Origin of the sequence: Pedobacter sp. (assembly GCF_965279535.1) — a bacterium.
Taxonomy (GTDB): domain Bacteria; phylum Bacteroidota; class Bacteroidia; order Sphingobacteriales; family Sphingobacteriaceae; genus Pedobacter.
On record NZ_OZ257244.1, the window covers coordinates 2,061,512 to 2,076,341 of the forward strand.

General features: G+C 39.9%; 12 protein-coding genes. 6 read left to right on the plus strand and 6 right to left on the minus strand.

Features of this window, described 5'->3' with window-relative positions; all coding sequences use genetic code 11:
- Positions 1-4 precede the first annotated feature (4 nt).
- Both ACQY77_RS08150 and ACQY77_RS08155 read left to right on the plus strand, forming a co-directional pair.
- Entirely contained in the window at positions 5-634 is a 630-nt protein-coding gene (locus tag ACQY77_RS08150; RefSeq protein ID WP_421938472.1) for a Crp/Fnr family transcriptional regulator, read from the plus strand.
- Between the two features lie 99 nt (positions 635-733).
- Complete coding sequence (locus ACQY77_RS08155) at positions 734-1,360, plus strand: carbonic anhydrase (RefSeq protein ID WP_421938471.1); 627 nt, start codon at positions 734-736, stop codon at positions 1,358-1,360.
- A gap of 69 nt (positions 1,361-1,429) precedes the next feature.
- Here the strand turns inward: ACQY77_RS08155 and ACQY77_RS08160 are convergent, their stop codons facing one another.
- The 4 genes from ACQY77_RS08160 to ACQY77_RS08175 all read right to left on the minus strand — a co-directional run bounded on the left by ACQY77_RS08160 (position 1,430) and on the right by ACQY77_RS08175 (position 5,190).
- Positions 1,430-2,197 (minus strand): SDR family oxidoreductase, encoded by a 768-nt coding sequence (locus tag ACQY77_RS08160; RefSeq protein ID WP_421938470.1) that lies wholly within the window; start codon positions 2,195-2,197, stop codon positions 1,430-1,432.
- Positions 2,198-2,223: 26 nt separating this feature from the next.
- Complete coding sequence (locus tag ACQY77_RS08165) at positions 2,224-3,354, minus strand: DUF4861 family protein (RefSeq protein ID WP_421938469.1); 1,131 nt, start codon at positions 3,352-3,354, stop codon at positions 2,224-2,226.
- 22 nt (positions 3,355-3,376) lie between these two features.
- On the minus strand, positions 3,377-4,216 hold the full coding sequence (gene kduI, locus ACQY77_RS08170) for a 5-dehydro-4-deoxy-D-glucuronate isomerase (protein ID WP_421938468.1): 840 nt from the start codon (positions 4,214-4,216) through the stop codon (positions 3,377-3,379).
- Positions 4,217-4,326: 110 nt separating this feature from the next.
- On the minus strand, positions 4,327-5,190 hold the full coding sequence (locus ACQY77_RS08175; protein ID WP_421938467.1) for an AraC family transcriptional regulator: 864 nt from the start codon (positions 5,188-5,190) through the stop codon (positions 4,327-4,329).
- Between the two features lie 195 nt (positions 5,191-5,385).
- Between ACQY77_RS08175 and fucP the strand changes: the two genes are divergently transcribed.
- The 4 genes from fucP (at position 5,386) to ACQY77_RS08195 (ending at position 9,533) form a co-directional block, all read left to right on the plus strand.
- Complete coding sequence (gene fucP, locus ACQY77_RS08180) at positions 5,386-6,693, plus strand: L-fucose:H+ symporter permease (RefSeq protein ID WP_421938466.1); 1,308 nt, start codon at positions 5,386-5,388, stop codon at positions 6,691-6,693.
- Between the two features lie 64 nt (positions 6,694-6,757).
- Positions 6,758-8,398 carry a UxaA family hydrolase gene (locus ACQY77_RS08185; protein ID WP_421938465.1) on the plus strand — a complete coding sequence of 547 codons (1,641 nt, stop codon included), beginning with the start codon at positions 6,758-6,760 and terminating at the stop codon, positions 8,396-8,398.
- A 12-nt stretch (positions 8,399-8,410) separates the two neighbouring features.
- Positions 8,411-8,740, plus strand: a complete 330-nt coding sequence (locus tag ACQY77_RS08190; RefSeq protein ID WP_421938464.1) for an L-rhamnose mutarotase — start codon at positions 8,411-8,413, stop codon at positions 8,738-8,740.
- A 10-nt stretch (positions 8,741-8,750) separates the two neighbouring features.
- Positions 8,751-9,533 (plus strand): SDR family oxidoreductase, encoded by a 783-nt coding sequence (locus ACQY77_RS08195; RefSeq protein ID WP_421938463.1) that lies wholly within the window; start codon positions 8,751-8,753, stop codon positions 9,531-9,533.
- Positions 9,534-9,695: 162 nt separating this feature from the next.
- Here ACQY77_RS08195 and ACQY77_RS08200 read toward each other — a convergent pair whose 3' ends face one another.
- On the minus strand, positions 9,696-11,459 hold the full coding sequence (locus ACQY77_RS08200) for a RagB/SusD family nutrient uptake outer membrane protein (RefSeq protein ID WP_421938462.1): 1,764 nt from the start codon (positions 11,457-11,459) through the stop codon (positions 9,696-9,698).
- Between the two features lie 18 nt (positions 11,460-11,477).
- Entirely contained in the window at positions 11,478-14,795 is a 3,318-nt protein-coding gene (locus ACQY77_RS08205) for a SusC/RagA family TonB-linked outer membrane protein (protein ID WP_421938461.1), read from the minus strand.
- Between the last annotated feature and the right edge of the window lie 35 nt (positions 14,796-14,830).

Sequence of the window (14,830 nt, forward strand, 5' to 3'; positions counted from 1 at the left end):
AAAAATGTTAAGAACCAACCTCGATTTCCTAAACTTTATATCGCATTTTCACCACAATGAAGACCAGGGAAAAAATGTTCATTTAAAAATTTTTCCTGCAGGTACCAGATTTATCGCACAGGGAGAAAAAATCAAAAATGTGTACATCATTAAAGAAGGGATCACAAAATGTTTCATTTCTGAAGAAAACGGCAAAGATTTTATCATCGAATTTTTAGGGCAAGGGGAAATAGCAGGCGAACTGGAGGCCATAAAAAAGATTGATTGTCTTTGTAATGTAGAGGCAATTAGTGAAGTTAAAGCCTACACCATTCCAGAACATTTCTTCCTGGAAATGCTCGATAAAAATGCGACATTAAACCGGATCCTTTTACATGAACTTGCAACCCGGGTAATCCAAACCAGTAGCAGGGCTTCCTTCCAGCAACTTTATACGCTTGAATATGGCTTATTAAAATTATTGCGATTACAAACCGACGAGCAGGTTGCCATTTCTAAAGATGATATGGCAGCTTACCTGGGTATTCCGGTTCGAAGTTTTAACAGAACATTAAAACAACTCATACTCAAAGGTGCAATTAGTAAGCCATCTGGCTCTAATAGCATCGATACACTTATTGACAGTTTTAAATAAATATTAAAGAAATAGTAATAAACGAAAGACACTTATCTTATTTTAATCTTCAACAAACATATTTGCCATAATCTAGTTTAATTTATAAAAAACAAAACCATGAACGTAGAACAAGTATTTAAAAATAATGAAAAATGGATAGCCGATAAATTGGCCATTGATCCTAATTATTTTACCGAGTTATCTAAGGGTCAAAGCCCCGAATTTCTATACATTGGATGTTCAGATAGCCGTGTTACTGCAGAAGATTTAATGGGTATTCAACCTGGGCAGGCCTTCGTTCACCGAAATATTGCCAATCTGGTAAACAATGTAGATTTAAGCGTGATGACGGTATTAAATTACGCTGTACGCCATTTAAAAGTGAATCATATTGTGGTTTGTGGCCACTATAACTGCGGCGGCGTGAAAGCAGCTATGCAACCTGCAGATATGGGCATTTTAAATCCCTGGCTTAGAAACATCCGTGATGTATACAGATTACATAAAGACGAACTCAATGCGATTGAAAATGAAGACGCCCGCTACAACAGATTAGTGGAGTTAAATGTTCAGGAGCAGTGTGTTAATTTAATTAAAACTGCTGCTGTTCAGGAAGCTATTCTTTCTCGCGGACTCACCGTTCAGGGCTGGGTATTTGATATCCATACCGGAAAACTTATCGATTTGAAAATTGATTTCGATGCAATTCTGGAAAACATCAGAGAAATCTACAAATTATTTTAAATGTAAAATGGTCGCTTCAACAAACTGAAAGCGGCCATTTATATTTAATTAGATGGTGTACCAAAGGTACTATCTACCCATCCAACCACCATCTACTGTTAATATTGTGCCATGTACATAATCGCTGGCCTGAGAAGCTAAGAATAAAGTTGGCCCTTTAAAATCTTCCGGAGTACCCCATCTGCCTGCAGGAATTCTGGCCAAAATGGAAGTGCTTCTGTCCTGATCTTCACGCAAGGCCGAAGTATTATCTGTAGCAATATATCCTGGAGCAATTGCATTTACGTTTACCCCTTTTGAAGCCCATTCATTGGCAAATGCTTTGGTTAACGAAGAAATGGCACCTTTACTTGCTGCATATCCCGGAACAGTTATTCCGCCCTGGAAAGATAAAAGAGATGCCGTAAAGATAATTTTACCACTTCCTCTGGCAATCATATCCCTGCCAATTTCCCTGGTTAAAATAAATGGGGCAGATTGGTTTACCGCAATTACTTCATCCCAATATTCATCAGGGTGCTCTGCAATGGGCTTACGCAAAATGGTTCCGGCATTATTAACCAGAATATCAATAACAGGATGCTCTTCCTTTACCTTTTTAGCAAAGGCTAAAGTGGCCTCACGGTTACTAAAATCGCATTGATAAGCGTAGAATTTTCTACCCAAAGCAACAACAGCTTTTTCAATTTCACTGCCATTGAGTTCTAGATTGGCAGAAACACCAATGATGTCTGCACCAGCTTCTGCAAGTGCCAAAGCCATGGCTTTACCAATTCCCCTTTTACTTCCGGTAACCAGGGCAAGTTTACCTGTTAAATCAAATATATTTGATGACATTTTTTGTTTGTATCTGTTGGTTTATATTATTTAACCACCACTTTTAATGGTGATTTTAATTGTTGCTGATAGTTTTTGAGGTAATCGAACCAGGCGGTTTCAGAAGTAATTTCCCCTGCCTTGTTCCAAGCTGCTCCTGCATAGTAAACATAAGGAACGTTATTTTTAACGGTAGTAATTCCAAGCGCCTGCTTAGGTGCGTCTGCAGTATTTTGCAGCGGGCTTAAAGTTACTGCACCTACTCCGGTAATACCATCATTGCCATGAACAGGTTCCCAATAGCCCAATACACCTGTCTTATCCAGCAAGAGCTTTTTAGATGCTTCGTTTCGGGTTGATAAACCTATGGCTACCGGAAGACTTCCTGAACCTGTAAAAGTATATAAGTGTTCAATTCTGTTAAGCTGTGAGCCCGCATCAATAGAAATTGTTTTGATTACATTTACCTTTATCCCAGCTGCATTCCACTCATCATAAGTAAGTTGAAAAGTTGAGCGCAAAGGGCCATTATCCAACACTTTAGATGAACGGTAGTTTCCTGAATACCTTACCGTATCGTTAATGTAAGGGGCCATTCCACCAGCACCCAGGGTAAAGCCTACACTGTAGTAATCTAGTCCGTCACCATGATCTTTGTGGTAATCATTTTTTTTATAGCGATCGTTGATCACCAGATTTGCGGTACTCTTGGTCCAAAAATCAATACCATAAGCATCTTCGGATGTTTTCTCTAAAGCTTTTCCATACATCCTGAAAGCTACTTTATCGTTTTCCCAGGCAAAGTCATCTTTACGCTCGGGTATATAACGTGCGTAAGTTTTAGCCTTTACAGGTGATGCTTTCCCGGCTACAATCGCCAATTCAGTTTTTCCTTTTGCCTTTACAGATACCTGAAGTAATAAATTCTGTATCGCTGGTTGCCCCTTGTGCTCCAATTGGAAAGGAACTTCTTCTTGTGTAGCAGCATTGATTACCTTAAAGTTCGCGGTATCAATTTTAGAATTGGATTTTAAGATAGTAGCCCAGTTTACGCTTACTACAGCTGCGTTTCTATCCTGATTGGCCGTATTGGTTATCACAATAGTGGATTTCTGCTGAGCAGAAACAGTACTGTAAAAAAATAGTACTGCAAGAATATACTTGATGGATTTCTTCATTGCTTTTCTCTCACTTAAATCATTATTTTAAGTCTGTAATTGCGCAATGGTCCATATCACCATAGTCTAAATTCTCGCCTGCCATACCCCATATAAAAGTATAGTTGCTTGTTCCGGCTCCAGAGTGGATAGACCAGTTAGGTGAGATCACTGCCTGATCATTTTGCATCCAGATGTGACGTGTTTCCTGAGGTTGCCCCATAAAATGGCATACGCTTTGGCCTTGAGGAACTTCAAAGTAAAAATATGCTTCCATTCTCCTATCGTGCGTATGTGCAGGCATAGTGTTCCATACACTTCCAGATTTCAATTCGGTCATCCCCATCTGTAATTGACAGGTAGGCAACACACTGTTTACCAGAAGCTTATTAATAATCCGGTGATTAGCTGTTTCCGGTGTTCCCAGTTCTACTACCTCTGCCTCTGCTTTGCTTACCTTTTTGGTTGGATATTGATGATGTGCGGGTGCTGAGTTGATGTAAAGTTTGGTTGGCTGACCAGCATCCGCAGATTCAAAGGTAACTTCTTTAGTTCCCTGACCAATATATAATGCTTCTTTGTAAGCCAATTCAAAACGTTCACCGTCTGCCGTAACAATTGCTGCCCCGCCAACATTGATAATTCCAAGCTCTCTTCTTTCCAAAAAGTAGCTGGCTTTTAAATCATCCGGATTTGGAAGTGAAATCTTTTGGTCAACAGGCATTGCTCCTCCTACGATGTATCTGTCAAAGTGAGATAAGGTAAGGTTCACTTGGTTGGGTTCAAATACATTTTCGATTAAGAAATTTTCCCGCAATGCAGCGGTATCCATTGTTTTTACTTCTTTTGGGCTTTGCGCGTAACGGCTTTCGAATTTATTCATTGGTTAAAATTTGATTAACAATTGATGATTTATCCCATTGGATAAACCTGATTCACAAATATATTTATACTATGCTTATTATCAGATTATAATTGAAAATAGTACAGCCTTTAAGTAAAAGCCTGTTGATAACGCAAAGGACTTTTACCCGTTATCTGCTTAAAGCTTTTGTGGAAGCTGGTAAAATTATAGAAACCACATTCAAAACAGATTTCCTTCACACTAAGTTTATCTTCTATAAGCAGCTTACAGGCCTGTCCAACCCTGATTTCCGTTAAAAATTGGGTATAGGTTTTACGGCTCTTGGCTTTAAAAAATTTACAAAAAGAATTCGGACTGATTTTAGCCACATCGGCGATTTCCTTCAGGTCGATCTTCTTGCGGTAGTTGGTAATGGTATAATTATATATGGCCTGAATTCTGTCCTTTTCTGTTTCCTGAAAATTAGGCTGAAAACCCAGGGAAACTAAGGTTTTACCCTGTTTACATCGTGCAATTTCACTTAATGCCTCCATTAAATATACAATCCGGGTAGAACCCGTTGCATCAATAATTTTGGGTAACAAATGCGCCAGTGCATCCCGGGTTGGGCCCAAAACCTGTATACCTTGTTTAGACTGTTCTATAACCCGTTTGATCTCCTGGTTTTCCGGAAGATTCAAAAAAGTACTGCCCCAGAAATCTTCTTTAAAGTGAACCACAAAAACATCAGCATGCTCGTGCTCGCCTTCCTCAAAATATTCATGATCAAAGCGCCAATAATGGGGTAGGTTACTCCCTACAAGCACAACATCTCCATCATTAAAATTCTTAATACTATCACCAATGAACTGAGTTCCTCTACCCTTTTTAAAATAGATTAATTCTAAGGCAGAATGATAGTGCCAGCGATTGTTTACATCTGGCATCAAATCCCTTCGGGCACTAAAAGAATGGATTGAATTGGTTGAAACATTTAGCAGGTGTGGTTTCATTTAATTCCTTATATCTGGTTAAAATTTAATCTAATATGCATCAAAATACATTAAAACAAAAATCAAACACAAAATTGCTTAATAAATTGGCAATTCGATTAACTTTTAATCAATCTTTTAAATCTAATTTGCTTATTCGTAATCAAACAGAATTAACCAAGTATTAAGCATAATTATAAGATAGTATAAAACCTTATGAGCCAAACCTCTTCAACAGCATTTGAAACTACAGCTACCCCAAAGCGGGCGGGTGCTTATCTGTTTCCTTTGATCCTAGTTACCAGTTTATTTTTCTTCTGGGGCTTTATCCACAATTTAGATCCTGTACTGATTCCACACCTCAAAAAAGCCTTTCAATTGACTGATTTGGAAACTGCTTTTGTAGATTTCTCTGTGTTCATTGCTTATTTCATTATGGCATTACCTGCAGGATATTTTATGCGGAGGTTCGGGTATAAAAGTGGCATCATCCTGGGGCTGGCTTTATTCGCTATCGGTTCTTTTCTGTTCGTTCCGGCAGCAGATAACCATCAATATATATTCTTTTTAGGGGCATTATTTGTAATCGCCTGTGGGCTAGCCTTCTTAGAAACCGCGGCGAATCCTTATGTTACAGTTTTAGGCGACCCTGCTACTGCTACACAAAGGTTAAATTTATCACAATCGTTTAACGGACTTGCGGCTTTCCTGGCACCTGTAATTGGAGGTTCTATCATATTTTCTGAAACGAATTATACCGATGAGCAGTTAAACAAGATGCTGCCTGCTGCGAAAGAAGCCTACATTGCTGCAGAAGCCAGCAGTGTTAAAGGCCCTTATCTCACTTTGGCCATTATCATTACACTGGTAACGATCATTTTTATATTCACCAAACTACCCGACATTAAAGAACAAAAGGATGACTCAGAAAAATCCAGTATTGCCCATGCATTGAAACATAAACATTTAGTTTGGGCAATAATTGCCCAGTTTTTCTACGTTGGTGCTCAGGTATGTGTATTGAGTTTCTTTATCAGTTTCACCACAGTTGCTGCAAGTATTACCCCAAATGAAGCACGTTGGTATGCAGGTGCTGCAGGAGCAGCATTTATGCTCGGCCGTTTTGCCGGAACTGCTTTAATGCAATTTATTTCTCCCAATAAACTACTCATGCTCTATGCAGTTATTAGTGTAGTTTTAAATTTAGTTGCCATTTTTGCCCAGGGGATGATTCCGGTTTATGCCTTGATTGGCATTGCATTTTTCATGTCAATTATGTTCCCCACTATTTTTTCAATGGGCATTACAGGCCTGGGGAAAGATACCAAACTGGGCTCTTCTCTCATTGTAATGTCTATCGTTGGCGGAGCTTTTCTACCACTTGGTTTAGGTTACATTTCCGATATCACAGGCAACATTCAATATGGATACATTGTTCCTTTAATCTGCTTTTTAGTGGTATTTATCTTCGGTTGGAAAAAATGGAAGCCATCTTTGGTTGAGAAGCCCATTAGTGTACAATAATTCGCTTTCGAAAAAGACAAATTATCCTTTATCCCTATTAACATTAAAATGAATTTATAATATTATGAATAATCTAGTGCTTCAAATAAATGCAGCAGACAATGTTTTGGTTGCCCTTCAGGATTTATCCAAAGGAGATGTGATCTCGCATTTAGGCCGAACCTATAAATTAGTTGATGATATACCTGCAAAACATAAATTTTTTATGCAGGATATGAACGCTGGAGAAGAGGTATTGATGTATGGTGTGCTGGTTGGAAAGGTGCAATTTCCAATAAAACTCGGTGAGCGCATGAGTACAGAGAACACCAAGCATGCCGCTGAACCTTTTGCATATCGCCCATTCAACTACCAATGGGAGTCGCCTAATGTAGATCGGTTTAGCAACCGGAAATTTAACGGCTACCACCGCAGCGATGGCAAAGTGGGGACTGCAAACTACTGGTTATTTATTCCTACAGTGTTCTGCGAAAACCGCAACTTAGATATCATCAAAGAATCACTTCATTCGGGTTTAGGCTACGCCGTGGATGATAAATATAAAAGCTATACCAATAAGTTAGTTGCTGCACTGGAAAGTGGTGAGAGCATCAGCACAGTATCTTTTGAACCCAGTAAAACACCAAAAGCCAAACGTGTATTTAAAAATGTTGATGGCATAAAATTCTTAAACCACAGTGGTGGTTGCGGCGGTACCCGCCAGGATTCAGATACGCTGAGTAAACTTTTGGCTGCCTATGCGGATCATCCCAATGTAGGTGGAATTACTCTTTTAAGTTTAGGTTGCCAGCATTTACAGGTTGCCGACTTTAAGCGCGATCTCTTAAACAGAAATCCTAAATTTGATAAACCGCTATTTATTTTTGAACAGCAAAAATCACAAAGTGAAGAGCAGTTGATTCAGCAAGCCATTAAAAATACTTTTGAAGGATTAATCTCAATTAATGAACAGGAACGTTTGCCTGCAGGTTTAGATAAACTCTGTGTTGGGGTAAAATGTGGTGGAAGTGATGGTTTTAGTGGTATTTCTGCAAATCCTGCAGTTGGATACTGTGCAGACCTTTTGGTGGGTTTAGGTGCTAAGGTACTTTCCGCAGAATTTCCTGAATTGTGTGGTGTAGAGCAGGAAATGATTGATCGTTCTGTAGACCAGGCTACGGCAGAGAAATTTATCAGGTTAATGACCGAATACGATGCGCTTGCTCATCAGGTAGGTTCTGGTTTTTACATGAACCCTTCACCGGGAAATATCAAAGACGGTTTAATTACAGATGCTATAAAATCTGCCGGAGCAGCGCGTAAAGCAGGTTCATCGCCGGTAGTGGATGTATTGGATTACACTGAGCCTGCAACTAAAGCGGGCTTAAGCTTAGTGTGTACTCCGGGAAATGATGTGGAAGCCACCACAGGTAAAGCGGCATCAGGAGCTACCTTAATCTTGTTTACAACAGGTTTAGGTACGCCAACAGGTAATCCGGTATGCCCAACCATTAAAGTGGCTACCAACTCTGGTCTTGCTAACCGGATGAGTGATATTATCGATATTGACACGGGTGCGATCATCAATGGAGAAAAAAGCATCAATCAGATGGGAGAAGATATTTTAGAATATTGTATTAGCGTAGCCAGTGGCGAAGAAATACCAAAAGCCGTACAACTGAATCAAGATGATTTTATTCCCTGGAAAAGAGGTGTAAGTTTATAAATTATTAATGATATGAAAAGATATTGTTTTGCCCTGGATTTGCTATCTGATCCGGAACTTATTGCAGAATATGAAAAATACCATGCAGCAGTTTGGCCGGAGATCCTGGCCAGTATCAGCGAGGCTGGTGTTGAAGTATGTGAAATTTACAGAACAGGAGATAGATTATTTATGATTATGGAGGTAAATGATTCGTTTTCTTTTGAGGCTAAAAACGAGGCAGATGCAGCAAACCCTAAGGTTCAGGAATGGGAAAAACTGATGTGGAAATATCAAAAAGCCCTCCCCAATGCTAAACCAGGCGAGAAATGGATCTTAATGAATAAGATATTCGAACTTTAATCATTCATAAATGAACTTAAATTTAAAAGATAAAATTTTCCTGGTGAGCGGTGCTGCCAAAGGTATTGGTGCCGCAATTGTACGCACATTGGCTGCAGAAGAGGCACTTCCTATTGTCATCGGAAGAAACGAGCAGGATAATCTAAAATTAGTAAACGAACTCAAAGAACAGGGTTTTAAAGCCGATCATATCGTAGCTGAATTAACTAATCCTGCTGATTGTAAACGGGTAGTTGAAGAGGCATTAAGCAGATACAGCACCATTGACGGGCTGATCAATAACGCTGGGGTAAACGATGGAGTAGGTTTAGACAGCGGTGATTACGAAGCTTTTATGCATTCGCTTCATAAAAATGTAGTGCATTATTATTTGCTTGCTCACCATGCTTTACCAGCTTTAAAAAAGAGTAAAGGTTCAATTGTAAATATTGGCAGTAAAACGGCCGAAACCGGTCAAGGTGGAACTTCAGGTTATGCCGCTGCAAATGGAGGCCGTAATGCCTTAACCCGTGAGTGGGCTGTAGAACTTTTACCTTTCGGAATCAGGGTAAATGCTGTTATTGTAGCAGAGGCCTGGACACCATTATACCAAACCTGGATCAGTACCTTCGATCAGCCAGAAGAAAAACTTAAAAGCATTACAAACAAGATTCCTTTAGAAAACAGAATGACCAAAACAGAAGAAATTGCTGATATGGTTGCTTTTCTGTTGTCAGACCGCTCCAGCCACACTACAGGTCAGTTGATTCATGTAGATGGCGGCTATGTGCATTTAGACAGGGCAATTAGCTAGGGAAAGGAGCAAGCGCAAGGAACAAAGATTAAGGAGCAAGGAGTTAGGAGTAAAGACCGAATGCGCTAAGGGAACTTACGAGAATTATTAAACCCCAAAAATTAACAATAAAGGCTGCCCGGATTTACCTGGGCAGCCTTCTTCTTAACTAACTAACCATACCTAATTTATCCAGCCAGCATTTTGCTTGATATTAGGATTTCTTTCTATTTCTACCGCTGGTACTGCCCAGGTATAGATATAATCTCCTTTGAAAGAGTAGGCGCTGGTAACCCTGCCCCAAATCTGTTTTACACCATTGCCCGGGGCAAAAACTTTATCTTTCCAGCTTTTCCACCTCATTTCATCGAAGAAATTAATACCCTCGTTCGGGAATTCAACCCTGCGCTCGTTGCGGATACGCTCTCTTAAATCTGCCTGCCCGGTAACATAAGTTGGTAATGCAGCATTAATATTCTGCAATAAAGCCACTCCTGCCCTTGCACGCACTTCGTTTACCTTAGCCATGGCTTCGGCCGTTAAGCCTTGCTCATTCAATGCCTCAGCCCACATTAATAGCACATCTGCATATCGGATAAGGGCAAAATCTGTAGGTCCGTAATCTCTTCCCGGTGTTTCAGACACGCCCTCGTAAACATATTTTCTGTAGAGGTAATAAAAGAAACTTTGGGTATCGGTACGCAAATCGCCATTAGTAGCAGCTTCCGCACGATAAGGCCATCTGGAAGTTACCACAGCATTTGCACCTGCAAAAACACCCACATAAGTAGAATATGGCGTAATTACGTTAGCCGCTAAACGTGGATCACGGTTTGCATAGGCCTGTAAAATTCTGGCTTCATTGCCCGTTGGTAAATACAGGCTCATTTTAGCGCCCCTGGTAGTTGCTGCTGCAATTTCCGTAGCTGTTAAGTTATTCCGCAGAAAATAAACTTCTCTTTCTGCTACGGTTAAAGATGAATATCCGGGAAGTACTGCATCCCAGTTAAACTTTGAACCATCGGCATTTTCATATAAATCTACCAGATTTGGCGATACATGATAAGTATTCCAGCAAGAACCAAAAGACGAACGCGTTCCACAATAGAACTGTGTGGTAGAGCCATAACCTGTAACACCAATGTGCTGAATAGAAAAGATCATCTCATTGCTTTGCTCGTTGGCTGTTTTAAAAAGTGTATTATAATTGGCAAACAAGCCATAACCAGCGTCTTTCACTTTTTGAAAATCAGCCGCAGCTAAATCCCACTTCTCTGTATACATAAAAGCTTTACCACGAAGTGCGTAAGCAGCACCTTTGGTAACGTGACCATAAGATGCATTTCCGGCAGCGTATCTGTCTGGCAGATTAGGTTCGGCAATTACTGCGGTTAAATCGGCAATAACCTGTGCCCAAACTTCTGCTTCTGTAGCGCGTGGCTTAGTTGCTTCTTCTGCCGTAAATGGCTCCAGATAAATGGGAACGCCTTTGTAAAGCTGATTTAAACGCAGGTAAAAGTAAGCCCTTAAAAATTTGGCTTCTGCAATGTATCTCGCCTTTTTCTCCGCAGATGAGGGCGACTTTAAAGGAATATTGACTATTGCACCGTTTGCTCTCTGAATTCCTTCAAAAAGATTTTGCCAGTGTGAACTGAAATAACCGTTGGATGGGGTAATTGTTCCAGACAATAAGGCCTCCACTCCTGTTGTTTGACCTGTAAAACCTAAACAATCCATTTGATAGAGTTCTAATCCAGAAGCACCACCTGATGCATTCCCATATCTCAATTGGGCATAAACACCGGTCATCCCTAAATCGGTGAGATTATCTGTAGTCCACATCGCTTCTGAACCCACCTGAGAATATGGAGCTGTTTCCAGCAAATCTTTTTTACAACCTGCTAATAATGCAACTGCTGTGATAGCAGTAAATATATATTTTTTCATTTTCTTCCTTCTAAATCGTTAAAAAGTAACATTCAATCCTAAAGAGTATTGACGGAGTGTTGGATAGCCAACATTTGCACCGATTTCCGGATCAAGGCCAGGGTATTGGGTGATGGTAAACAGATTTTCTCCGGATAAATAAAGTCTTGCTCTGCTAATGGCAGCTTTCTTCGAAATTCTTTCAGGTAAAGTATATCCTATCTGTAGGTTTTTCAATTTCAGATATGAAGCATTATACAGATAAAAATCGCTGGCAACCGATGCATTTTGTGCATCTGTAGTATTTTTTAAACGTGGATAATGTGCAGTAATGTTATTGGCAGGATCATTTGGATTGGCATCATTATAGTAATAGTGATCGTTCGCAATTAGGGTGCTTACTGCATTACCCAAAGATACAATAGAGTTGTTGTAACCGGTTGAATTCCAATAATACCACATGCCTGCACTACCCGACCATAACATAGACAAATCAATATTCTTATAAGAGAAGTTTAAGTTTAAACCAAAATTGTATCTAGGTGTAGTTGATTTGTTCATAAACTGCGCATCAGAAGCATTGCCGTAAAGCCCATCGCCATTGTTGTCTGCATAGATCAAATCGCCATAATAAGTTTTGGTTTTACTCACACCTGCAGTTGGTTGAAACGAATATCCGGCAGCTACCATAGCATTTAACCAATCCATATCTTGTGGTGTACGGATCATCCCATCTTTAGGACCACCATTTACATTCACTTTTCCGTCAGTAAAGTAGCTGCCATCACCCTTGTATACGGTTTGCAGGTAGTGTTCATTTATTTCGTGCCCTTCTAATATTCGATTCGCAGCTCCGCTGGAAACCAAACCTAAATTGGTTGTGTAAACCCTGTTACCCAAAGCATCTGTGGTATAACCTTGTTGCAACTCCCCTTTATATTTTTTAACACGATTAAAATTATAGGCAAAGTTTCCAGATACACCATATTTGAAATCTCCAGCTCTTCCATTATAACCCAAGGTAAACTCTATACCTTTATTCGATACTTCGGCAATATTCTGTGTAGCAGCAGCGGCTGTTCCTGTTGTAAGCGGAATGGTTGGAGTAAACAAAATGCCATCCGTATATTTCCGGTAAAGATCAATTTCGAAAGTTAGGGCGCCCTTGAACAGGTTTCCGTCTAAACCCAGATTGGTAGTAGTGGTAGATTCCCATAGTAAACTGTTGTTACCAAATCTACCAATAATTAATCCTGAGGATTGAATTCCGTTGTAAGAATAGTTTGTTCCGCTGTAAAGTGCCTGGTAATCATAAACCCTTGAAGCATCGTCAGCACTCATCACATTATTACCCGTTTTACCCCATGATGCACGGAGTTTTAGGTTGCCCACATAATTGTTGATATTTTTCATGAAAGGCTCTTCAGAAATGCGCCATCCGGCTGAAAATGCCGGAAAAAACCCCCAACGTGTTTCTGGTGCGAATTTAGATGAACCATCATACCTGAATACCCCTTCTAACAAATAGCGGCTTTTAAAGGCATAATTCAGTCTGCCAAAATAAGAACGAATGGCATAATCATATTCATTGCCTGAAGCCGATGTTAATAATGTTGCAGAGTTCAAAGTAGTAAAGGCTTCATCTATTAATCCTCTCTTACTGGCTCCAAAATTATAGTAGTTGTAGTAATTCTGATTGTAACCAGCCAACACGCCAATATCATGTACTTTAGCCAGGGTGGTGGTATAATTTAGAATATTGTCTATGGTATAAGAATAATTTTTATTAAAACCATAATTTGTACTCAACTGATCTGGTGTAGTTGCAGGGCTTTTTAACGTATTGGAGGCAAAGTTCCAGCGCTCATAGGTATTAGAGTGGTTGTTAAACTCCTCCTGACGGGATTGATAGTTGAACCGGGTTTCGAAATTAAGCCCTTTCAAAATGTCTACCTTAGCAAAAACGGTTGAATTTAAACGCGTTTCAATATCATCTCCACCGGTACTATACAGATATTGTGTAATGTTATTAGCTGTAGAAGACTCTTCTGCTGCTGCAGGAAAACCATATTTACCCTGGTATACCGGATATACTCCTGGTGTAGTTTGACGCAAAAAGTTAAAGGCATTCTCGGTACTGGCTAAACCAAAGGTTTGGTAAGACGCAAAAGTCTGTGTTCCTACAGTTAAGAACTTAGTCACCTTAGATTGTAAGTTTAGCCTCAAATTATACTTATCTGATCCGGTGTTGGCCATTGTACCAGGGTTGTTCAGGTAAAATGCCGATAAAAGATATTGGGTATTTTCAGATCCACCGTTTAAAGAAAGATTATGTTGCTGAAGCAGGTTATTCTCAAAAATAGCCTTTCCCCAATCGGTATTCGGATAAGCAATATAGTTTGGAATTCCTTGTGGCGTTAAGCCGTCTGGATTGGCATTTGCAGCATTCCAAAGGGCAATGGTTGCATCCGTATAAATTGGATTTTGCCCCAGGTTCCGATAACCTTCATTTACCAAATTCATGTGGGTTACATAATCACTTACAAATGTGGGCAAATTAGCCGGCTTGGCAATTGAAGTAAGGCCGCTGTAAGTTACATTGGTTTTACCTTTATTGCCTTTTTTGGTGGTAATTAAAATTACACCATTCGCTGCCAAAGAGCCATAAATGGAAGCCGCTGCAGCGTCTTTTAATACCGATACTGTTTCTACATCGTTTGGATTTACCGCATCCATGCTGCCTACTATACCATCTACCACAACCAGTGCATTGTTACTATTTAAAGTTCCTGTACCGCGGATACGGATGGTTGCTCCATCTGCTCCCGGTTTACCGGAAGATTGCCTAACAAATACACCAGAGCTTAATCCGCCCAATGATGAAGAAAGATTGGTTACTGGCCTGTTTTCAAGTGATTTGGCATCTATCGTGGCCACAGAACCGATTACGTTCACTTTTTTCTGAACACCGTACCCTACAACAACCACATCATTCAGGCTATTATCCGATTCTTTTAATACGATATTCAGGTTTGTTGCAGTTCCTGCGATAACTTCTTTAGTATCATAACCAATGAAAGTAAATACGAGTACACTTTGGGCAGAGGGCACACTGATGGAAAATTTACCACTGCCATCGGTCATTACTGCCGCAGTACCGCCTTTTAGCTTAACACTAACACCAGGCAAAACGCCACCCTGGTCATCTTTTACCGTACCACCTACTTTAACAGATTGGGCAAAGGCAGTAGATAAAACAATATTGAATAAAAAAATAAGCGAGAGCAATTGGACAGGAAATCGATTGGTATACGATCTCAACTGTTTTAACCTGGGATGATCATAGCGTGTATCCATGTTATTAGTTAGTTATGTTGGTTTATAAAGTTTCC

Coding starts and splice junctions, on each gene's coding strand:
- ACQY77_RS08150 (WP_421938472.1), top strand. CDS start 5: ATGTTAAGAACCAACCTCGATTTCCTAAACTTTATATCGCATTTTCAC.
- ACQY77_RS08155 (WP_421938471.1), top strand. CDS start 734: ATGAACGTAGAACAAGTATTTAAAAATAATGAAAAATGGATAGCCGAT.
- ACQY77_RS08160 (WP_421938470.1), bottom strand. CDS start 2,197: ATGTCATCAAATATATTTGATTTAACAGGTAAACTTGCCCTGGTTACC.
- ACQY77_RS08165 (WP_421938469.1), bottom strand. CDS start 3,354: ATGAAGAAATCCATCAAGTATATTCTTGCAGTACTATTTTTTTACAGT.
- kduI (WP_421938468.1), bottom strand. CDS start 4,216: ATGAATAAATTCGAAAGCCGTTACGCGCAAAGCCCAAAAGAAGTAAAA.
- ACQY77_RS08175 (WP_421938467.1), bottom strand. CDS start 5,190: ATGAAACCACACCTGCTAAATGTTTCAACCAATTCAATCCATTCTTTT.
- fucP (WP_421938466.1), top strand. CDS start 5,386: ATGAGCCAAACCTCTTCAACAGCATTTGAAACTACAGCTACCCCAAAG.
- ACQY77_RS08185 (WP_421938465.1), top strand. CDS start 6,758: ATGAATAATCTAGTGCTTCAAATAAATGCAGCAGACAATGTTTTGGTT.
- ACQY77_RS08190 (WP_421938464.1), top strand. CDS start 8,411: ATGAAAAGATATTGTTTTGCCCTGGATTTGCTATCTGATCCGGAACTT.
- ACQY77_RS08195 (WP_421938463.1), top strand. CDS start 8,751: ATGAACTTAAATTTAAAAGATAAAATTTTCCTGGTGAGCGGTGCTGCC.
- ACQY77_RS08200 (WP_421938462.1), bottom strand. CDS start 11,459: ATGAAAAAATATATATTTACTGCTATCACAGCAGTTGCATTATTAGCA.
- ACQY77_RS08205 (WP_421938461.1), bottom strand. CDS start 14,795: ATGGATACACGCTATGATCATCCCAGGTTAAAACAGTTGAGATCGTAT.